The sequence below is a fragment of the Acidovorax sp. HDW3 genome, from assembly GCF_011303755.1.
Taxonomy (GTDB): Bacteria; Pseudomonadota; Gammaproteobacteria; order Burkholderiales; family Burkholderiaceae_C; genus Paenacidovorax.
Map to the genome: position 1 here is coordinate 1,808,507 of NZ_CP049885.1, position 19,313 is coordinate 1,827,819.

The 19,313-nt window shown below is 62.6% G+C and carries 19 protein-coding genes; 10 read left to right on the forward strand and 9 right to left on the reverse strand.

Annotated features, from left to right (window positions below):
• Positions 1–22: 22 nt before the first annotated feature.
• The 5 genes from G7045_RS08235 to G7045_RS08255 all read right to left on the reverse strand — a co-directional run bounded on the left by G7045_RS08235 (position 23) and on the right by G7045_RS08255 (position 6,229).
• Entirely contained in the window at positions 23–1,561 is a 1,539-nt protein-coding gene (locus tag G7045_RS08235) for a 2-isopropylmalate synthase (RefSeq protein WP_166159187.1), read from the reverse strand.
• A 207-nt stretch (positions 1,562–1,768) separates the two neighbouring features.
• A complete protein-coding gene (gene pssA, locus G7045_RS08240; RefSeq protein WP_166159188.1) occupies positions 1,769–2,608 on the reverse strand; it encodes a CDP-diacylglycerol--serine O-phosphatidyltransferase in 840 nt (279 codons plus the stop codon).
• A 163-nt stretch (positions 2,609–2,771) separates the two neighbouring features.
• Positions 2,772–3,788, reverse strand: a complete 1,017-nt coding sequence (gene ilvC, locus G7045_RS08245; RefSeq protein ID WP_166159189.1) for a ketol-acid reductoisomerase — start codon at positions 3,786–3,788, stop codon at positions 2,772–2,774.
• Between the two features lie 50 nt (positions 3,789–3,838).
• The gene (gene ilvN / locus G7045_RS08250; RefSeq protein WP_166159190.1) at positions 3,839–4,330 is read right to left on the reverse strand and encodes an acetolactate synthase small subunit; all 492 of its coding nucleotides are present in this window, start codon (positions 4,328–4,330) and stop codon (positions 3,839–3,841) included.
• A 132-nt stretch (positions 4,331–4,462) separates the two neighbouring features.
• Positions 4,463–6,229: an acetolactate synthase 3 catalytic subunit gene (locus tag G7045_RS08255; protein ID WP_166159191.1), complete on the reverse strand. Its 1,767-nt coding sequence runs from the start codon at positions 6,227–6,229 to the stop codon at positions 4,463–4,465.
• Between the two features lie 278 nt (positions 6,230–6,507).
• Here G7045_RS08255 and G7045_RS08260 point away from each other — a divergent pair, with 278 nt between their 5' ends.
• From G7045_RS08260 to G7045_RS08285, 6 genes are read left to right on the forward strand one after another with little or no spacing between them, the layout of a single operon-like run.
• The gene (locus G7045_RS08260) at positions 6,508–7,077 is read left to right on the forward strand and encodes an RNA polymerase sigma factor (protein WP_166159192.1); all 570 of its coding nucleotides are present in this window, start codon (positions 6,508–6,510) and stop codon (positions 7,075–7,077) included.
• Positions 7,074–7,529 carry a DUF3619 family protein gene (locus tag G7045_RS08265; RefSeq protein ID WP_166159193.1) on the forward strand — a complete coding sequence of 152 codons (456 nt, stop codon included), beginning with the start codon at positions 7,074–7,076 and terminating at the stop codon, positions 7,527–7,529. The genes G7045_RS08260 and G7045_RS08265 overlap by 4 nt, the downstream gene beginning before the upstream one ends.
• Before the next feature lie 17 nt (positions 7,530–7,546).
• The gene (locus tag G7045_RS08270; RefSeq protein WP_166159194.1) at positions 7,547–8,413 is read left to right on the forward strand and encodes a DUF3106 domain-containing protein; all 867 of its coding nucleotides are present in this window, start codon (positions 7,547–7,549) and stop codon (positions 8,411–8,413) included.
• Between the two features lie 32 nt (positions 8,414–8,445).
• The gene (locus G7045_RS08275; protein ID WP_166159195.1) at positions 8,446–8,949 is read left to right on the forward strand and encodes an RDD family protein; all 504 of its coding nucleotides are present in this window, start codon (positions 8,446–8,448) and stop codon (positions 8,947–8,949) included.
• Complete coding sequence (locus tag G7045_RS08280; protein ID WP_166159196.1) at positions 8,946–9,338, forward strand: diacylglycerol kinase; 393 nt, start codon at positions 8,946–8,948, stop codon at positions 9,336–9,338. The genes G7045_RS08275 and G7045_RS08280 overlap by 4 nt, the downstream gene beginning before the upstream one ends.
• Complete coding sequence (locus tag G7045_RS08285) at positions 9,335–9,931, forward strand: TIGR00730 family Rossman fold protein (RefSeq protein WP_166159197.1); 597 nt, start codon at positions 9,335–9,337, stop codon at positions 9,929–9,931. The genes G7045_RS08280 and G7045_RS08285 overlap by 4 nt, the downstream gene beginning before the upstream one ends.
• Here the strand turns inward: G7045_RS08285 and G7045_RS08290 are convergent.
• Positions 9,928–10,266 carry a P-II family nitrogen regulator gene (locus G7045_RS08290; protein WP_166159198.1) on the reverse strand — a complete coding sequence of 113 codons (339 nt, stop codon included), beginning with the start codon at positions 10,264–10,266 and terminating at the stop codon, positions 9,928–9,930. The two genes, G7045_RS08285 and G7045_RS08290, sit on opposite strands and share 4 nt — an antisense overlap.
• Before the next feature lie 51 nt (positions 10,267–10,317).
• Positions 10,318–11,964, reverse strand: a complete 1,647-nt coding sequence (locus G7045_RS08295) for an NAD+ synthase (RefSeq protein WP_166159199.1) — start codon at positions 11,962–11,964, stop codon at positions 10,318–10,320.
• A gap of 456 nt (positions 11,965–12,420) precedes the next feature.
• Between G7045_RS08295 and G7045_RS08300 the strand changes: the two genes are divergently transcribed.
• The 4 genes from G7045_RS08300 (at position 12,421) to G7045_RS08315 (ending at position 15,884) form a co-directional block, all read left to right on the forward strand.
• A complete protein-coding gene (locus G7045_RS08300) occupies positions 12,421–13,485 on the forward strand; it encodes a site-specific integrase (RefSeq protein ID WP_240919183.1) in 1,065 nt (354 codons plus the stop codon).
• A 99-nt stretch (positions 13,486–13,584) separates the two neighbouring features.
• Positions 13,585–14,154, forward strand: a complete 570-nt coding sequence (locus G7045_RS08305) for an antitoxin Xre/MbcA/ParS toxin-binding domain-containing protein (RefSeq protein WP_166159201.1) — start codon at positions 13,585–13,587, stop codon at positions 14,152–14,154.
• A complete protein-coding gene (locus tag G7045_RS08310; protein WP_240919184.1) occupies positions 14,151–14,672 on the forward strand; it encodes an RES family NAD+ phosphorylase in 522 nt (173 codons plus the stop codon). The genes G7045_RS08305 and G7045_RS08310 overlap by 4 nt, the downstream gene beginning before the upstream one ends.
• Before the next feature lie 39 nt (positions 14,673–14,711).
• Positions 14,712–15,884, forward strand: coding sequence for a hypothetical protein (locus G7045_RS08315; protein ID WP_166159202.1), 1,173 nt, complete (start codon positions 14,712–14,714; stop codon positions 15,882–15,884).
• 1,024 nt (positions 15,885–16,908) lie between these two features.
• Here the strand turns inward: G7045_RS08315 and istB are convergent.
• Positions 16,909–17,730, reverse strand: coding sequence for an IS21-like element ISThsp19 family helper ATPase IstB (istB, locus tag G7045_RS08320; RefSeq protein WP_166156689.1), 822 nt, complete (start codon positions 17,728–17,730; stop codon positions 16,909–16,911).
• Positions 17,720–19,264, reverse strand: coding sequence for an IS21 family transposase (gene istA / locus G7045_RS08325; RefSeq protein WP_166156690.1), 1,545 nt, complete (start codon positions 19,262–19,264; stop codon positions 17,720–17,722). The genes istB and istA overlap by 11 nt, the downstream gene beginning before the upstream one ends.
• Positions 19,265–19,313: the final 49 nt, after the last annotated feature.

Sequence of the window (19,313 nt, forward strand, 5' to 3'; positions counted from 1 at the left end):
CTTGCTCTAAATCAACTGCGGATCAACCCTGGGCCGCCACTTTGTCGGCCTTGCTGTGCAGCTTGTTGAGCGCGCTCAGGTAGGCCTTGGCAGAGGCGACGATGATGTCCGGGTCGGCGCCCACGCCGTTGACCACGCGGCCATTGCTTTGCAGGCGCACGGTGACCTCGCCCTGCGCATCGGTCGAGCCGCTGATGGCGTTGACCGAGTACAGCTGCATTTCAGCGCCGCTTTTCACGTGCGACTCGATGGCCTGGAACGAGGCATCGACCGGGCCGTTGCCCTGCGCCTGGCCCTGCACTTCCTGGCCGCCGACGGTGAAGACGATGCGCGCCTGCGGGCGCTCGCCGGTTTCGCTGTGCTGGGCGAGCGAGACGAAGCCGTAGCGCTCTTTCTCGTGCGCCAGGCTTTCGTCACTCACCAGAGCGAGGATGTCTTCGTCAAAAATCTCGCTCTTGCGGTCTGCCAGCTCCTTGAACTTGGCAAAGGCGGCGTTGACGTCGGCCTCGGAGTCGAGCTGCACGCCCAGTTCCTGCAGGCGCTGCTTGAAGGCGTTGCGGCCCGAGAGTTTGCCGAGCACGATTTTGTTGGCGCTCCAGCCCACGTCTTCGGCGCGCATGATTTCGTAGGTGTCACGCGCCTTGAGCACGCCGTCCTGGTGGATGCCGCTGGCGTGGGCGAAGGCATTGGCGCCGACCACGGCCTTGTTCGGCTGCACGACGAAGCCGGTGGTCTGGCTGACCATGCGGCTGGCGGCGACGATGTGCTCGGTGGCGATATCGACCTGCAGGTTGAAATAGTCCTTGCGCGTTTTCACCGCCATGACGACTTCTTCGAGCGAGCAATTGCCGGCGCGCTCGCCCAGGCCGTTGATGGTGCACTCCACCTGGCGCGCACCGCCGATCTGGACGCCAGCAAGGGAGTTCGCCACCGCCATGCCCAGGTCGTTGTGGCAGTGCACGCTCCAGATGGCCTTGTCGCTGTTGGGAACTTTCTCGCGCAGCGTCTTGATGAAGTTGCCATACAGCTCGGGAATGGCGTAGCCGACGGTGTCGGGGATGTTGATGGTGGTGGCGCCTTCGTTGATCACGGCCTCGCAGACGCGGGCGAGAAAGTCGATCTCGCTGCGGTAGCCGTCTTCGGCGCTGAACTCGATGTCGGCGGCCAGGTTGCGCGCAAAGCGCGTGGACAGGCGCGCCTGCTCCAGAACCTGCTCGGGCGACATGCGCAGCTTCTTCTCCATGTGCAACGGGCTGGTGGCAATGAAGAGGTGGATGCGACCCCGGTTGGCGTCCTTGAGCGCTTCGGCGGCGCGGGCGATGTCGCGGTCGTTGGCGCGAGCGAGCGAGCAGATGGTCGAATCCTTGACGGCCCGTGCAATCGCCTGCACGCACTCGAAGTCGCCGTTGGAGCTGGCGGCAAAGCCGGCCTCGATCACATCGACCTTCAGGCGTTCGAGCTGGCGCGCAATGCGCAGCTTCTCGTCGCGCGTCATGCTGGCGCCGGGGGACTGCTCGCCGTCACGCAAAGTGGTATCGAAAATGATGAGTTTGTCTGCCATGCTGAACTCCTGAGGTGAATGGGGTGGGGAACCCGCAACTTGGAAAAATGGGACGCTCAAAACAAAAGGCCCGCTGCGGGTGCATACGGGCCTTTGAGAAGATGAAAGATGCGCGCGCGCCCTACCGTCTCCGCCCGAAGGAGGTTAGCAGTAGGGCCAGGGCAAAAAATTTCATGCGCGCCAATGTAGCACATCTGCAGCGTGCTCTTACTTGTGCAGGCCGCGCTCGTCGGGCTCGTCGGTCGAGGTGCTGATGACGCTGGTGGGCTGGCCCTTGGCCTTGCGCCAGGCATAGACCACGTAGCCCGAAAGACCGTAGAGCACGAAAACGCCAAACAGCACCGTCGGCGCATGGATGTTGATGATGGCGATCGCCAGCACGATGAGGACGATGGCGGCAAAGGGCACGCTGCGCTTCATGTGCAAGTCTTTGAAGCTGTAGAACGGCGCATTCGTCACCATGCTCAGGCCGGCGTAGAGGGTAAAGGCAAACGTCAGCCAGGTGATGTGCCACCAGCTCAGGCCCAGCAGGCTGTCACCGGGGCGCACGCCGGCATCCGTGAGCAGCCAGATCAAGCCCATCACCAGCGCCGCCGCCGCCGGCGAGGGCAGGCCCTGAAAATAGCGCTTGTCCACCACGCCGGTGTTGACGTTAAAGCGCGCCAGGCGCAGCGCAGCGCAGGCGCAATAAACAAAGGCAGCAATCCAGCCCCAGCGCCCCAGGCCCTGCAGCGCCCATTCGTAGGCGATGAGCGCGGGCGCAGCGCCAAAGGAGACCATGTCCGAGAGCGAATCCATCTGCTCGCCAAAAGCGCTTTGCGTGTTCGTCATGCGCGCCACGCGGCCATCGAGGCTGTCGAGCACCATGGCGCAGAAGACGCCGATGGCGGCCATCTCAAAGCGCCCATTCATGGCCATGACGATGGCATAGAAGCCGCCAAACAACGCCGCCAGCGTGAACAGATTGGGCAAAACGTAAATGCCCTTGCGCCGTTTGCGCGGCAACACGGGCGCTGGCGGGCTGCCGGCCTCGTTCCCATCATGCATAGTCAAATCAACCTCCAGCGCTTGCCAGACAAGCGCAAGCAGCTATGAATTTCATAGTAAACCAACCCCAGGCGGGGCGAAGGGGGCAGTGTAGCGACTTGGCTGCAGCCCCAACGCAAAAAGGCCACCGAAGTGGCCTTGTTTGCAGGGGCTAGCGCAGCGATCAGTTGCGGCTCTGGTCCACCAGCTTGTTCTTGGCGATCCAGGGCATCATGGCGCGCAGCTGGCCACCGACTTGCTCGATGGCGTGCTCCGCGTTCTGGCGGCGGCGGGCCGTCATGCTGGGGTAGTTGGTCTTGCCTTCCAGGATGAACATCTTGGCGTATTCACCAGTCTGGATGCGCTTCAAGGCATTGCGCATGGCCGCGCGCGACTGCTCGTTGATGACCTCGGTGCCCGTCACGTACTCGCCATACTCCGCGTTGTTGGAGATGGAGTAGTTCATGTTGGCGATGCCGCCTTCGTACATCAGATCGACGATGAGCTTCAACTCGTGCAGGCACTCGAAGTAGGCCATCTCGGGGGCGTAGCCGGCTTCGGTCAGGGTCTCAAAACCCATCTTCACCAGCTCGACGGCGCCGCCGCAGAGCACGGCCTGCTCGCCGAACAGGTCGGTTTCGGTCTCTTCCTTGAAGTTGGTCTCGATGATGCCGCCCTTGCCGCCGCCGTTGGCCATGGCGTAGGACAGGGCCAGGTCACGCGCCTTGCCGCTCTTGTCCTGGTACACAGCGATGAGCGAGGGCACGCCGCCGCCCTTCAAGTACTCGGAGCGCACGGTGTGGCCCGGGCCCTTGGGGGCGACCATGATCACGTCCAGATCGGCGCGCGGCACGACCTGGTTGTAGTGCACGTTGAAGCCGTGGGCAAAGGCCAGCGTGGCGCCTTGCTTGATGTTGGGCGCAACGTTGTTGTTGTACACCTCGGGAATGTTCTCGTCGGGCAACAAGATCATGACCAGGTCGGCGGCCTTGACGGCGTCGTTGACTTCCATCACCGTGAGGCCGGCCTTGGCGACCTTGTCCCACGAAGCGCCGCCCTTGCGCAGGCCAACGATGACCTTGACGCCGCTTTCGTTCAGGTTCTGCGCGTGCGCGTGGCCCTGGCTGCCGTAGCCGATGATGGCGACGGTCTTGCCCTTGATGAGGGACAGGTCACAGTCTTTGTCGTAGAAAACTTTCATGTTGGCTCCGGGTTGAATTCGCAGGGAAAAATGGAAAGACAAAAAAGGGATTAGACGCGCAAAATGCGCTCGCCCCGGCCAATGCCGCTGGCGCCGGTGCGCACCGTCTCCAAAATGGCCGTGCGGTCGAGCGCCTGCAAGAAGGCATCGTTCTTGGACTGATCGCCCGTCAGCTCGACGGTATAGCTTTTCTCGGTCACGTCGATGATGCGGCCACGGAAAATGTCGGCCATGCGCTTCATCTCCTCGCGCTCCTTACCAACGGCGCGCACCTTGACCATCATCAGCTCGCGCTCGGTATAAGCGCCTTCGGTCAGATCGACCACCTTCACGACCTCGATGAGGCGGTTCAGGTGCTTGGTGATCTGCTCGATGACGTCATCCGAGCCGGTGGTCTGGATGGTCATGCGCGAGAGCGAGGGGTCTTCCGTCGGCGCCACGGTGAGCGACTCGATGTTGTAGCCCCGGGCGGAAAACAGCGCCACCACGCGCGAGAGCGCGCCGGCTTCGTTTTCCAGCAAAACGGCAATGATGTGTTTCATGTCAGCGTCCTCTTCTCGCTGCCCTCCCCCGGCGCCGGTAAGCGGCGGGCTTGGCAGGCAATAGATTCGTCAAATACTATAAAAATGATAGCTGCTTACGCTTATCCAGCAAGCGCTAGCGGCTTATTTCGCTTAAAGGTCTTCGGAACCGAGCAGCATTTCCGTGATGCCCTTGCCGGCGCGCACCATGGGGAACACGTTCTCGGTCGGGTCGGTGCGGAAGTCCAGGAACACGGTGCGATCCTTCAACTTGCGTGCCTCGCGCAGCGCCGGCTCCACGTCCTGCGGGCGCTCGATCAGCAGGCCGACGTGGCCGTAGGCTTCAGCGAGCTTGACGAAGTTGGGCAGCGCATCCATGTAGCTGTGGCTGTAGCGACCTGAGTATTCAATCTCCTGCCACTGGCGCACCATGCCGAGGTAGCGGTTGTTGAGCGAACAAATCTTGATCGGCGTGTTGTACTGCAGGCAGGTGGAGAGCTCCTGGATGTTCATCTGCACCGAGCCCTCGCCGGTGATGCAGAACACCTCGGCATCGGGCTTGGCCAGCTTGATGCCCATGGCGTACGGAATGCCCACGCCCATGGTGCCCAGGCCACCGGAGTTGATCCAACGGCGCGGCTCGTTGAACTTGTAGAACTGCGCCGCCCACATCTGGTGCTGGCCGACGTCGGAGGTGATGTAGGTCTCCGTGTCCTTCGTCATGTTCCACAGCGTCTCAACCACGAACTGCGGCTTGATGACCTCGGTATTGCCCCGGTCGTATTGCAGGCAATCGCGCGCGCGCCAGCCTTCGATCTGATCCCACCAGGCGGCCAGAGCGCCGGCGTCAGGGCGCTGGGGCGTCTCGCGGATCATGGCGATCAACTCGGCCAGCACGTCCTTGACGTCGCCGACGATCGGGATATCGACCTTGACGCGCTTGGAGATCGACGACGGATCAATGTCGATATGAATGATCTTGCGGTCGTTTTGCGCGAAGTGCTTGGGGTTGCCGATCACGCGGTCGTCAAAGCGTGCGCCCACGGCCAGCAGCACGTCGCAGTTTTGCATGGCGTTGTTGGCTTCCACCGTGCCATGCATACCCAACATGCCGACGAACTTGCGATCGGACGACGGATAGGCGCCCAGCCCCATGAGCGTGTGCGTCACCGGGTAGCCCAGCATATCGACCAGGGTGCGCAGCTCGTTGCAGGCATTGCCCAGCAGCACGCCGCCGCCGGTGTAGATATACGGGCGCTTGGCCGTCAGCAAAAGCTGCAGCGCTTTGCGAATCTGGCCGCTGTGGCCTTTTTTCGCCGGGTTGTAAGAGCGCATTTCCACGCTCTGCGGATAACCCTGGTACACGATTTTCTTGAACGAGACGTCCTTGGGCACATCAACCACCACCGGGCCGGGACGGCCGGTGCGGGCGATATGAAACGCCTTCTTCATGGTCTCGGCCAGGTCGCGCACATCCTTGACGAGGAAGTTGTGCTTGACGATCGGGCGCGTGATGCCCACGGTGTCGCATTCCTGGAAGGCATCGAGGCCGATGGCCGCCGTCGGCACCTGGCCCGAGATGATGACCATGGGGATCGAATCCATGTACGCCGTGGCAATGCCGGTGACGGCATTCGTCAGGCCAGGGCCGGAGGTCACCAGGGCCACCCCGACATCGCCGGTGGCGCGGGCGTAGCCGTCGGCAGCGTGCACGGCCGCCTGCTCGTGGCGCACCAGCACGTGCTGGATGGATTCTTGTTTGTAGAGCGCGTCGTAGATGTAGAGGACAGCACCGCCGGGGTAGCCCCAGATGTACTTCACGCCCTCGGCCTGCAAGGCCTTGACGACGATTTCGGCACCCATCAATTCGGGTGCGGCAGAGGTCTGCGGGGCTGCACTGTCAGCCTTGGAAATTTCCATGATCAACCTTTGTGAATTTCTCTGACGAAAAACCTTGGGTGCCCCTGGCCTGCGGCCCTTGTGGGGCCAGTTTGGGACTTAAGGCCAAGGACATGGGCGCCATGAGTTGCGCGCCGGACCGTGACCCGTTTGCCGTTGAACTGCAGCGGTCATTATGCACTGCAACATAGCCACATCGGCCAACGCATGGAAAAAATGGCACGCAATGCCATAATCTCGCCTCTTTGCGCCCCCCTGCGCGCTGACCTTTCATTGGCCCACCCCGGGCTCCACCTGTCTTGGCCACGGAACAAGAACTCTCCGATTTCCTCAAAAGCGTTGAAAAACGAGCCTTTAAGCGCTCGCTTTATCACGTGCGCAACGAGGAATCGGCACTGGACATCGTGCAAGACAGCATGCTCAAGCTGGCCGAGCATTACGGCGACAAACCCGTCACCGAGCTGCCCATGCTGTTCCAGCGCATCCTGTCCAACTGCACCCTGGACTGGTTTCGGCGCCAAAAAACACGCAATGCCCTGTTCTCCAACCTCAGCGATTTTGAAGGCGAGGGCGAAGATGGCGCAGAATTCAACCTCCTTGAAGCCTATAGCGGCCCCGACGGCGATGCCCTGGGCGACAGCGCAGAAACGCAAACCGAGCGCGCCCAGACGCTGCAAAGCATCGAGACCGAAATCCAAGGTTTGCCAACGCGTCAACGCGAAGCCTTTTTAATGCGTTACTGGGAGGAGATGGACGTTGCCGAAACTGCCGCCGCCATGGGCTGCACGGAAGGCAGCGTCAAAACCCATTGCTTTCGTGCCATTCAAGCCCTGAGCAAAGCCCTCAAAGCCCGAGGAATCACACTATGACCACCGCCGTCCGCCCAGCCGCCCCCACCCCCGCCGCCGAACAATTCGCCCGGCGCGTTGCCGTGCGCCTGTCCGACGGCACCGACGCCCTGCCCTACGACATCTCCGAGCGCCTGCGCGCTGCGCGCGTGCAAGCGTTGGCACGGCGCAAGCGCGAGGTCGTGGTGCAGCAGCTGCGCCCCGCCCCGGTTGTGGTGCGCCAGGGCCGCAGCGCAGCGCTGGGCGGTTGGGGCAGTGAAGGCGGTACCTGGTGGCGTGCCCTGGCCTCGGCCATCCCGCTCATGGCCTTGTTCGTCGGCCTGGTGGTGGTCAACGTCAACGAAACCGAATACAGCACCACCGAAGTCGCCGAAGTCGATGCAGCCCTGCTCACCGATGACCTGCCCCCCTCGGCCTACGCCGACCCGGGGTTTGTGCAATACCTCAAGAGCGTGGACACCTCCACGCACTGACCTCCCGCAACGCCTGAATGCCTTTGCTGTCACCAGAATCCACCACCCGCACCTCCTCTCTCCCCGCCCTGGCACTGGCCGCCGCCTTGCTCGGCGGCTTTGCTGTGTTGGGCGGATGGGTCGTGCAGCAGGTACGCATGGCGCCCAACGCCCTGCCACTGGAAATTACCGAGGCCCCAAAACCCAGCGCCCGCATGGCCACCCCAGCCGTGGCCCACAGCGCCCCCAGCGGCACCACCTGGAAAGAACTCAGCCGCGCCGAACAACTGGCCCTGGCCCCCCTGCAAGAACAATGGCCTCGCATGGGCCAGGCGCAAAAGCAGCGCTGGCAAGCCCTGGCGCGCAGCTTTGCCAGCCTGCCGCCGCAAGAGCAAGCCAAACTGCACAGCCGCATGGCCGACTGGGCCAGCCTGAGCGCCCAGCAGCGCAGCCAGGCACGCCTGAACTACGCCGTAACCAACCGCCTGGCGCCCAGCCCCAGCGATAAGCGCGCCCAATGGGAGGCGTACCAGGCGCTCAGCGCCGAAGAAAAAAAACGCCTGGCATCCAAGGCCACCACCAAACCAGCAGGCGCAGCCACCGCCTTGCGCCCCGTCGCGCCGCGCAAACTGGTGCGCGTACCCGCTGCCGCCGAGGCCCCTGCCAATCTGGCCAACCCGCCCAAAATCAGCCCGCCCATCGCCGTCAAGCCTGCCGCGCCCGCCGCACCGCCGCCGCCAGCTGCGCCAGTGGTGGTGGAGACCATGGCCATCCCGACACCCGCAGCCGAAGTGCAGCCCCTGGCGCCGCTGGACACACCGCCACCACCGCCGCAAAACAACGACACTGCAGCCCCCCAGGGCACACGCGGCGGCCTCTCGCCCGAGCTTTACACGCCCAACTGACCCCCGACGCGCGTGCTGCGCGCCCGCCTTGCATGACTTCTGCGCCTGCCCCCACCCTGATTGCCCCTCCCATTGTCCGGCGCCTGGCCTGTTGGCTCTATGAGGGTATGTTGATGTTTGGCGTCGTCTTCATCGCCGGCTACCTGTTCAGCACCCTGACGCAAACGCGCAACGCTCTGGACAACCGCCACGCCCTGCAGGCTTTTTTGCTCGTGGTCTTTGGCATTTATTTCACCTGGTTCTGGGCCAAAGGCCAGACACTGGCGATGAAAACCTGGCACATCCGCGTCGTCAACGCCCAGGGCCAAGCCCTGAGCCAGCGCCGCGCACTACTGCGCTACGCCCTGTCGTGGCTCTGGTTTTTGCCCCCCTTGGGCGCCAGCGCCGCCTGGCAACTGCCCAGCGCACAGACTGCCGTACTCACCCTGGGCTGGGTCGCCATCTGGGCCCTGCTCAGCCGCTTTCACCCCCAGCGCCAGTTTTGGCACGACGCCTGGGCCGGCACACGCCTGATCGACGCCCGCCGCCAGCCATGACCGCCCCACCCTCCCCCGCCAACCCCCAAAAAGCCCGCACCGGGCTCAACCGCCTGTGGCACGCCACCGGCTACTCCATCGCCGGCCTGCGCGCGGGCTGGGGCGAAAAAGCCTTCCGCCAGGAAGCCATCGCCGCCGTGTTCTTGCTGCCGCTGGCGGTTTGGCTCGGGCGCGACTGGGTGGAAGTCGCCTTGCTCGCGGCCAGCGTGCTGCTGGTCATGATTGTCGAGCTGCTCAACACTGGCATTGAGGCCGCCATCGACCGCATCGGCCCCGAGTGGCACGAACTCTCCAAACGCGCCAAGGACATGGGTAGCGCCGCCGTGCTGCTCTCGCTGCTCATTTGTGGCGGCATCTGGGCTGCGGCCCTATGGCAAAGGTTTTTATGACGACACCGGCTTTCTCCCTCTGCGTTTACTGCGGCTCGCGCCCGGGCGACAACCCTCTCTTTACCCAGGCCGCGCAGGCCGTGGGCCGCTGGATTGGGACGCATGGCGGCCAATTGGTCTACGGCGGCGGCCGCAGTGGTTTGATGGGCGAAGTGGCGCAGGCGGCCCGCCAGGCGGGGGCCCGGGTAGTGGGCGTGATCCCGCAAGCCCTGGTGGACAAGGAACTGGCGAACCAAGATTGTGACGAGCTGCACATCGTGCACACCATGCACGAACGCAAGGCCCTGATGACCGAGCGCAGCGACGCCTTCCTGGCCCTGCCCGGGGGCATAGGCACGCTCGAAGAACTGTTTGAAGTCTGGACCTGGCATCAGCTGGGCTACCACGCCAAGCCCATCGGCCTGCTCGACGTGGCGCAGTACTACCAAGGGCTGCGCACCTTCCTAACCCACAGCGTGCACCAGGGCTTCATGGGCGAATGGCAGCTGGGCCTGGTGCAGGCCAGCGACGATGCCGCGCAACTGCTGCCAGCACTGGTGCAGGCAGCGGGCACGGCCAAGGCCAGCGCTGCGCCGCTGCGCAGCGTGATTTAGATTGCGGCGTCGTCGAGTTCGCCGGTGCGAATGCGCACCACGCGCTCGACCGGGGTGACGAAAATTTTGCCGTCACCGATCTTGCCGGTGCTGGCAACGCCGACGATGGCATCGACGCAGCGATCCACGTCCTCGGTGCGCACCACCACCTCGACCTTCACCTTGGGCAGGAAATCGACCACGTACTCGGCGCCCCGATACAGCTCGGTGTGGCCTTTTTGGCGGCCAAAGCCCTTCACTTCGGTCACCGTGAGGCCGTTGACGCCGCAATCGGCCAGGGCTTCGCGCACCTCTTCGAGCTTGAAGGGCTTGATGATGGCGGTGATCATTTTCATGGCGTGGTCTTTCCTTGGAATGTTGAAACCGGGGTGCGCACGGGCAGCCGCTCAGGCGCGGAATTTGTTCGTGATCGGGTAGCGCCAGTCCTTGCCAAAGCTGCGCCGCGACAGGCGCGGGCCCTGCGGCGCCTGGCGGCGCTTGTACTCGTTGAGCTGGATCAGGCGCGTCACGCGCTCGACGTCGGCCGGGGCAAAGCCGGCAGCGACGATGGCCTCAATGGCCTCGTCATTTTCCATGTAGCGCGTCACGATGGCGTCCAGCACCTCGTAAGGCGGCAGGCTGTCCTGGTCTTTTTGCTCCGGGCGCAGCTCGGCGCTGGGCGGGCGGGTGATGATGCGCTCAGGAATCGGATTGGCCCCCGTGCCGTAGGGATCGTGGGCGTTGCGCCAGCGCGCCAGGGCAAACACCTGGGTCTTGAGCAAATCCTTGATGACGGCAAAGCCCCCGGCCATGTCGCCGTACAGGGTGCAGTAACCCGTCGCCATCTCGCTCTTGTTGCCGGTGGTGAGCACGACCGAACCAAACTTGTTCGACAACGCCATGAGCAGCGTGCCGCGAATGCGCGCCTGCAGGTTTTCCTCCGTCGTGTCCTCGGCGCAGCCGGCAAACTGCGGCGCCAGCGCAGCCTTGAAGGCCTCGAACTGTGGCGCGATGGCAATCTCGTCGTAGCGCACCTGCAGGCGCGCAGCCATGTCACGGGCGTCGATCCAGCTGATGTCGGCGGTGTAGGGCGAAGGCATCATCACCGTGCGCACCTTGTCCGCGCCCAGGGCATCGACCGCAATCGCCAGCACCAGCGCCGAATCAATGCCGCCCGACAGGCCGAGCAAGGCACCGGGAAAGCCATTCTTGCCCACATAGTCGCGCACGGCCAGCACCAGGGCTGCCCACAAGTCGGCCTCGGGACTGGGCAAAGGGGTCACATTTGCTATTAATTTAGGAGCTTCTAGCGCGCTCTGTACCTGCGCAAACACCAGTTTTTCCTCAAAAGCCGGGGCCCGTGCAGCAACGCTGCCATCGGCCTGCAGGGCAAACGAACGGCCCTCAAACACGACCTCGTCCTGCCCTCCCACCAGATGCGCATACACCAGGGGCAGGCCGGTTTCATGCACCCGCTGGCGCATGGTGTGCTCGCGCTCGTGGCTCTTGCCCAAGTGAAATGGCGAGGCGTTGAGCACCGCCAGCAGCTGCGCGCCGGCCTGGGCCGCCAGCTGCGCCGGCGCCTGCACCCAGGCGTCTTCGCAAATGAGCAGGCCCACGCGCAGGCCGGCGACCTCGAACACGCAGGGCGCGCTGCCCGGCGCAAAGTAGCGCCGCTCGTCGAACACACCGTAATTGGGCAGGGCTTGCTTGGCATACACCTGTTCGATGCGGCCCGCGCGCAACACGCTGGCGGCGTTGTGCACCAGGGCCCCGCAGGCGCTGCGCTGCGGGTGGCCAATGACCAGTGTCAGTTCCGGCCAAGCCTGGCTGGCGGTGCAAATGCTTTGCAGCGCCTGCTCGCAGGCGCCGAGAAAAGCCGGACGCAGGTACAAGTCTTCGGCGGCGTAGCCGCACAGCGCCAGCTCGGGCGTGAGCAATAGGCGAGCACCAGCGGCAGCGGCCTGTTCGGCGGCAGCAACAATTTTTTGCGCGTTCCCGCGCAGGTCACCGACGACAAAATTGAGCTGGGCAATACAGAGGGAAAACGTCATGGGCAGGGCACGGGCGGCGCCGGCAGATGCCGGCCAAAGGGGGCCATTATGGCCTTGGGCCAATAGGACTGCAGCCTGACGATACGGCCCGCCAGCAGCACAGGCCCTGCATCAGCACAAAAACCAAAAAGCCCGATACAACTTCTTGTACCGGGCTTGTGTTGGTAGGCGCGATTGGACTCGAACCAACGACCCCCACCATGTCAACGCAAAAATCAAGGACATCCACGGACATCTAAGAACTTGATTTCATTAACAAATTTTGATTTTTGATCCAACAATCTCCAGTCATTTCCGCCCATTTTTTCCGTACAATTTCCGCACGGTCTCCGTACTTCATGGAGGTCTGCCCGAATCGGGAGATGGGTCATGCAGCACATCCACCAAGTCACTCAGCGCGCTCGTCTCGCACCTCGACGAGAACCTTACTGGGCCCCTCTCAGCAAGGGACGCCACGTGGGCTACCGCAAGATGTCGGACGGCGCAGGCACCTGGGTCGCACGCTACTACGACGAGGGAACGCGCAAGAAGACCTACAAGGCTCTCGGCGACTTCTCACTGCAGCCAGATCACCAGCGCTACGACCTAGCAACCCGCGCTGCTGCGCAGTGGTTTGAGCACATATCCAGAGGCGGCCTGACCACAGTCACTACGGTCAAGGACGCTTGCGACCATTACGTGACCCACCAGCGCCGCATGCGCTCTGAGAAAGCCGCACATGACGCGGAACAGCGCTTCAAAAACTACGTCCTGAATGATCCCAAGCTAGCAGCGATGGATTTGGCCAAGCTAACGCCCAGCCACATCGCAGCGTGGCGCAAAGCGCTGCAGGACAAGCCCAAGAAGAACGGCAAGCCCCGCTCGAACAGTTCCTTCAATCGGGACATGACATGTTTCCGGGCTGCACTCAACCTCGCCCTGGAAGATGGCTTCGTCACCACCAACTTCGCATGGCGTAGCAAGCTCAAACCCCTGAAGGGTGTGGACCGCCGACGCGAGCTGTATCTCAACATCGAGCAGCGTCGCACCTTCATCGCGCACGCGGCTGATGATCTTGCTCAGTTTCTCCGGGGCATGTCCCTGGTGCCCTTGCGACCGGGTGCATTGGCGAAATTACAGGTCGCCCAATACGACCCGCGCCTTCAAACCCTCTCCGTCGGCAGCGACAAAGCCGGCCAGGGTCGGCGCATCGCCTTGCCGCAAACAACAGCCAAGCTCTTCGAAGAGCTCTGCAGGGACCAGCCAGGAACAGCACCGATTTTCCGTCGAGCCGATGGCAAGGCTTGGAGCAAGGACGCCTGGAAACACCCGGTCAGCGATGCCGTGACCGCCGCAGACCTGCCCGCAGGTACCACCATGTACACCCTGCGCCACAGCACCATTACCGACCTCGTGCAGACCGGGCTGGACACCCTGACCGTAGCCCAGATCTCGGGCACTTCCGTGCGAATGATCGAGCTGTACTACGGCCACCTGACCCGCGAGCACGCGAAAAACGCCTTGGCCACACTCGCGCTCTGACGAAAGCCCCTCATGCCCTCCTCTCTTATCGCAGGAAAACACCACGGAGCATTGACTTATGGCACACTACAAGTGCCAAATGGCACAACAGGTGTTTCCATGAAGACCAAACAGCCCCACTCGCGCAGCCCAGAAACCACGGGATCCTGGGTGCTCGCCCATGACCATCAACCTCACATATCGGCAGAGTTGAGAAAGCGTTACAGCGCGCTGATTGACGCCAATGGCACGCACGTAGTCATCGCACTCGAAATGCTGGGTGGGGACGAAGTTTTCTCTCGCCGCCCCGAAAACCTTCTGGACGTCCACCTCTGGGTCTCTCACGGTATTCCCAGTGCGTCGATCACCCACCTAGCGCAGGCGATTGAACCCCTCCCCTCCAATACGCTGAGTGAAGCGCTCGGCATCAGTCTCCGCACGCTTCATCGTAAAAAAGGGGCTCAAAGCGACACCCTCAGCGTGGCGCAAGGTGGGCGAGCCTTCAAATTCGCGGAAGTGGTCGCCAAGGCCACGGTAGTCCTCGGCAGTCGAGAAACTGCGGTGCAATGGCTGACATCGCCAGCGATAGGCTTGGATCAGCAAAAGCCAATCGATCTGCTGGCGACACCCGTAGGCACACAGCTCGTCGAAGAACTTCTGGATCGCATCGAGTACGGGGTCTACGCTTGAAGCGCGAGCACCCGATGATGCCTGTCCCAAAGCTTGGGGCGGGCGATCCTATGCTCGCGTGGCGCCTGGACCGGCAGCACTACGCCTCCACCTGGGACAGCGGCATCGGCGCCGAAAAGCTGGGCGGCCGCTGGAACGCCAAAGGACAGCGCGCCGTGTACTGCTCGGTGGACCCCAGCACTGCAATCCTGGAAGTTGCGGTCTATGCAGGTTTTCCGGTACTGGACACCCAGCCGCATGTACTCACCTGCATCGAGATCACGAAAGAACCCATTCACATCGTGCAGCCAGAGGACGTGCCCAACCCCGCCTGGCTGATCCCCGGCACGCCCAGCGCTGGCCAACAAGCTTTCGGAAGCCAACTCCTGGCGCAGCACGGACTCGTGCTTTTCCCCAGCGCCGTATCCCGCTTCAGCTGGAACCTGGTGATCGAACCGGGCATCGCCAAAGGTCGCTACCGCTCGCACTCGCAGGCTCCCTTCGTCCTCGACACTCGTCTCCACCCTCCCCGGCCGTAACCCGAATAGCGGCTGCCAACGCCATCGACAAGCCCAACGATGAACGACAACCCGGTACGTCGCGCCGCACCAACGCCAGCGGACTCCATAGCGGTCGCCGCGTCCATTGACGCCCATCGAGCCCACCCAGAGGTGGATCTCCGGCGGCATGCTCGCAATAGACAGATAGAACTGGCAAAAAGCCTCCAAGGGCGACGCGCCATCTACCTGGACCTCAAGTTCTGGATCGGGCTGCGGGATGCGGAGGCCACCAGCGGCCACACGCCTCACCCCTACAGCGACCTCTTGGCGGCACTACGGCGGACTGTCACCGAGCATCGTGCCTTCTGCCCCATCTCAGACAGTTGCTTCCTGGAGGTTTTCAAGCAGTCGGACTCAGCCACGCGACGCAAGACGGCCGCGCTTATCGACGAATTGAGCCTCGGCGTCACGATCATTCCCTTTGAACTGCGCGTCGGGACCGAGATCGCCCACCTGTTGCATGCCGCACGCACGCCGGAGCAGGTTTTTCCGCTGGACCAGCTCGTCTGGACCAAGCTCAGCTATGCGCTGGACTACTTCAGCCCACCTGTCGGCATGTTCGACAAGCACACCGCTCGAGCGATCGAGAAAGCCTTCTTCGATCACATGTGGACCATCCCTTTGGTCGAAATCGAAGAGCACATCGGCGATGCCATGTCCACCAAAGATCCTGTACATCATGAGCGCCTAGCGCACACCTTGAACCAAGATGTGGCAAAACATGCTCCGGAGATCAAGAGTTTCAAGCAAGTGTATGAACACGAACTCGTTGGTGTGATGGATCTCTACGCCAGCCATGCTGTCGACATCCTTTGCGACATGGCCCCCCCCTCCATGGGCCCACCACCGGCGAAGGATACCGGCGAGTACAAAAACATCGAAAGGCACTGCCTAAGTTTGTTGATCGCTGCAATGGAAACAAACCGTGGCAAGGCCACTCTGCGGACGCTGCACATCGAGACCATCATTCACGCGGCAGTACGCTGGAACAAAGGGCAGAAGTTCAAAGCCAACGATTTCTTCGACCACCAGCATGCTGCTGCAGCGGTTGGCTATTGCGACGCCTTCTTCACCGAGCGCTCGCTAGCCAATATGCTCACCCGCAGCGATCTAGGCTTGGACAAACTTTATGACTGCGCTGTAGTTTCCAATCCCGAGGCAGCACTGCAATATGTTCGTTCAACATTCTAGGAAGCGGCGACCGCCTTCTATTGAAAAAACGCGGACACTGAGAAAGCCGTACACGTGGAGGATTAAGCACTGAATTGAATGAGTGTTCAATTCAGTGCTGGGGCGTGAATCCGTCCGAAGTTATTTCATTGTGAGTTGCCAGTGAAGAAGAAAAAAACACGCATCCTCCTCGACACCAATGTCTGGAGCTACATCGCCGATCAAGAAGCTGTGAGCGCGGTGGCCCAAGCCGCCCGAGCCAGATCTGTAGAGATTGTTGTCACACCATCCCTCGTAGACGAGCTCAGAAGAATCTCAGACACAACGCTGCGTCGTAAAGCCCTGCAGACTATCACCCATCCAGCATGGACCCGGCTCATGCCAGAGATATACGACGAGTGTCTAGAACTCAAAGCCGAGATCAAGCGACTCCGACCAGAATGGGTCATAGCCTCACCCAAACTCACGGAAGTAAACCGACTTCGATACGACTGGATACGCCGAACGGGCGGCTTTTGGGATAGAGCTCGGGTTGACCTTGCCCCCCGTCGTACGGATGAAAGCCGTCGCAGTGACAAAGAGCTTGATCTAGCCCGGAAGGAAGCTCGGGAGATTCGAAATCGGGTTCTTCAGTCGGGTGAGCAGAATGGTGCCGTGAGTCTGCAGCACGTTGCCTACATTCTGGAGGAACCTACTCCTGGCTGGTCAGGGGACCCTGTCGAATACTGGCGAGCTTCGAGTCTCTTTTTTATTGTCAAAGAGCTCATGGTCTATACAAGTCCGATCAGGGAGTGGATGGACAGCGAACTGGATGTCTTTGCGATACTTGCCCAAACGGAGTCCACAAACTGTCCGCGCCGATCCAAATTTGAGCCACCGTGCCGACTGAATATTGAGCCAGGGGTGGAAGCCGACTTTTGTGGGGTCGGCTGTGGATAAGTGTAGGTGCTGTCCTGGTTCGGCGATCTCCTTGTTGTTGTGTTGAAGGCGCTGTGCAAGCCGCGCAGGGCGTAGCCCGTAGCGGCTTGCACAGCGCGGCACTTGCTCAGAATGGGTCGGGCTCAGCCTGCGTCGAGGCACTCTTTCGCGCCTGCTCGCGGGCCTTGATACGCTTCTTGGCTGCAGCCGTGCTGCGACTGAACCGGATCGACTCGTTGCCCGTCTCCACGATGTGGCAGTGGTGCGTGAGCCGGTCCAGCAGCGCCGTGGTCATCTTCGCGTCGCCGAACACGCTGGACCATTCGGCGAAGTCCAGATTGGTTGTGATCATCACGCTGGTGTGCTCGTACAGCTTGCTCAGCAGGTGGAACAGCAACGCCCCGCCGGCCTGGCTGAACGGCAGGTAGCCCAGCTCATCGAGGATCACCAGGTCCATGCGCAGCAAGCTCAGCGCAATGCGCCCGGCCTTGCCTTGGGCCTTCTCCTGCTCCAACGCGTTGACCAGATCGACGGTGGAGTAGAACCGCACCCGCTTGCCGTGCCGGGTGATGCCCGAGACACCCATGGCCGTGGCCAGATGGGTCTTGCCTGTGCCCGGTCCGCCCACCAGCACCACGTTGTGCGCCTCGTCGGTGAAGGCCGTGGTGGCCAGAGTCTCCACCAGCTTGCGGTCCACCGGTGAGACCTCGAAGTCAAAGCCCGCCATGTCCCGGTGCACCGGGAACTTCGCCGCGTGCATCTGGTGGCTGACCGAGCGCATCGCGCGGTCCGTGCCCTCGGCCTGCAACAAATGCTCGATCAGCCAGCGCGAGGTCTCGATGCCCACACCGCCTCCCTCACCACCCCCTTGCTCGACCAGATCGGCCCACGCGCCGGCCATGCCGTGCAGGCGCAGTGCCTTGAGTTCGACCAGCACGTCAGTCTTCATGGTCGGCTCCTTCGGTGGTCACGCCCACAATGTTGCCCACGGTGTCCGAACGCAGGCTGTCGTAGCGCGCCGTGTTCGCCAGCGGCGGCGTGGTCACTCTCAGCAGCGTGGCCGCCGTGGGCGGCACCGGCTGCGCGTTGAGCCGGTTCAGCACATTGACCACATGCTCCACGCTGACCTTGCCCGGTGCACCGCTCTCCAGCGCCAGCTCGATGGCCACCAACACCGCGTCCAGGCCGGCGCTGAGCACAACGGCCAGCACCTGCGCCATGACCCTGTCGCCGCCCGGGTTGCGCAGCAGCCCTCGGCGCAGCCGCTGCAGCGGCTCGGGCATGTCGGCAAAGGGCGCGCCGTTCCTCAGCGCGCCGGGCTTCCTCTGCAGCAGCGGGATGTAGTGCTGCCAGTCGTACCGGGTCTCGCCCGCGTTGCTCAGCCGCTCGTGGCGCGCCACGATGGTGTCGTCGGCCACGATGGCGACGCTGCCCGGATACAGCCGCGTGCTGACCAACTGGCCGACCCGTTCGCACGGCACCGAATAGCGGTTGCGCGCCACCGACACCAGGCAGGTGCTGGAGACCTGCGCGGGTTTCTCGACGTAGCCATCGAACGGCACCGGCATGGGCATGAGGTGCGCGCGCTCGTGTTCGAGCATCTCGGCCACGCTGAACTGGGTGTGCTCGGGGTGGCGCACCTCGTCCCACAGCGCGCGGCAGCGCTGGCCCAGCCAGGCGTTGAGTTCGGTGAAGCTGGCGAACTTGATCTTGGCCGCGTCGATCCAGATGCGCCGCCGGCTGTCCTGTACGTTCTTCTCGACGACACCCTTCTCCCAGCCGCTGGCCACGTTGCAGAAGTCCGGGTCATAGAGGTAGTGCGCGCACATGGTGGCAAAGCGCTCGTTGACGATGCGCCCCTTGCCCTTCTTGACCTTGTCCACCGCCGTCTTCATGTTGTCGTAAATGCCCCGGCGGGCCACACCGCCGAGTGCCGCGAAGCTGCGGGTGTGGGCATCGAACAGCATCTCGTGGCCCTGGCTGGGGTAGGCCACCAGCCAGAAGGCCCGACTGGCGCACAGCTTCATGTGTGAGACCTGCACCCGGTAGTAGATGCCACCGATCACCATGCCTTCCTCGCTCCAGTCGAACTGGAAGGCCTCGCCCAGTTCGAAGGCCAGTGGCACAAAGGCGTTGCCCGCAGACCCCTGGCCTTCGCCCTGGCGCCATGCCCGGATGAAGTCGGTCACCCGCGTGTAACCCCCCTCGTAGCCCGCACGCCTGATCTCGGCGTACAGCGCTTTAGCTGTTCTGCGCTCGTGTTTGGGCCGACGTGCATCGGCCTTCAAGGCCAGCCTGAGCGCGTCATGGAACGCCGTGAGTTTGTTGGGTTGTTCGCCGCGCCGGTACTTCGGTGGGCCGTCCACCTCCCCGTGCAGCCACTTCGCCACCGTGTTGCGCGAGAGCCCTGTCATGCGAGATATCTCGCGCTCCGATTTGTTCTTCCGGGCATGCAAATGCCGGATCCTGCCAATCATGTCCATGGTGATCACTCCTTGTCCTCTGCTGCACAAAAAAACAGCAGAGTAGGTT

Coding starts and splice junctions, on each gene's coding strand:
- ilvN (WP_166159190.1), bottom strand. CDS start 4,330: ATGAAACACATCATTGCCGTTTTGCTGGAAAACGAAGCCGGCGCGCTC.
- G7045_RS08305 (WP_166159201.1), top strand. CDS start 13,585: ATGAAGACCAAACAGCCCCACTCGCGCAGCCCAGAAACCACGGGATCC.
- G7045_RS08275 (WP_166159195.1), top strand. CDS start 8,446: ATGACTTCTGCGCCTGCCCCCACCCTGATTGCCCCTCCCATTGTCCGG.
- pssA (WP_166159188.1), bottom strand. CDS start 2,608: ATGCATGATGGGAACGAGGCCGGCAGCCCGCCAGCGCCCGTGTTGCCG.
- ilvC (WP_166159189.1), bottom strand. CDS start 3,788: ATGAAAGTTTTCTACGACAAAGACTGTGACCTGTCCCTCATCAAGGGC.
- istA (WP_166156690.1), bottom strand. CDS start 19,264: ATGGACATGATTGGCAGGATCCGGCATTTGCATGCCCGGAAGAACAAA.
- G7045_RS08255 (WP_166159191.1), bottom strand. CDS start 6,229: ATGGAAATTTCCAAGGCTGACAGTGCAGCCCCGCAGACCTCTGCCGCA.
- G7045_RS08235 (WP_166159187.1), bottom strand. CDS start 1,561: ATGGCAGACAAACTCATCATTTTCGATACCACTTTGCGTGACGGCGAG.
- G7045_RS08265 (WP_166159193.1), top strand. CDS start 7,074: ATGACCACCGCCGTCCGCCCAGCCGCCCCCACCCCCGCCGCCGAACAA.
- G7045_RS08290 (WP_166159198.1), bottom strand. CDS start 10,266: ATGAAAATGATCACCGCCATCATCAAGCCCTTCAAGCTCGAAGAGGTG.
- G7045_RS08280 (WP_166159196.1), top strand. CDS start 8,946: ATGACCGCCCCACCCTCCCCCGCCAACCCCCAAAAAGCCCGCACCGGG.
- G7045_RS08295 (WP_166159199.1), bottom strand. CDS start 11,964: ATGACGTTTTCCCTCTGTATTGCCCAGCTCAATTTTGTCGTCGGTGAC.
- G7045_RS08285 (WP_166159197.1), top strand. CDS start 9,335: ATGACGACACCGGCTTTCTCCCTCTGCGTTTACTGCGGCTCGCGCCCG.
- istB (WP_166156689.1), bottom strand. CDS start 17,730: ATGAAGACTGACGTGCTGGTCGAACTCAAGGCACTGCGCCTGCACGGC.
- G7045_RS08315 (WP_166159202.1), top strand. CDS start 14,712: ATGAACGACAACCCGGTACGTCGCGCCGCACCAACGCCAGCGGACTCC.
- G7045_RS08270 (WP_166159194.1), top strand. CDS start 7,547: ATGCCTTTGCTGTCACCAGAATCCACCACCCGCACCTCCTCTCTCCCC.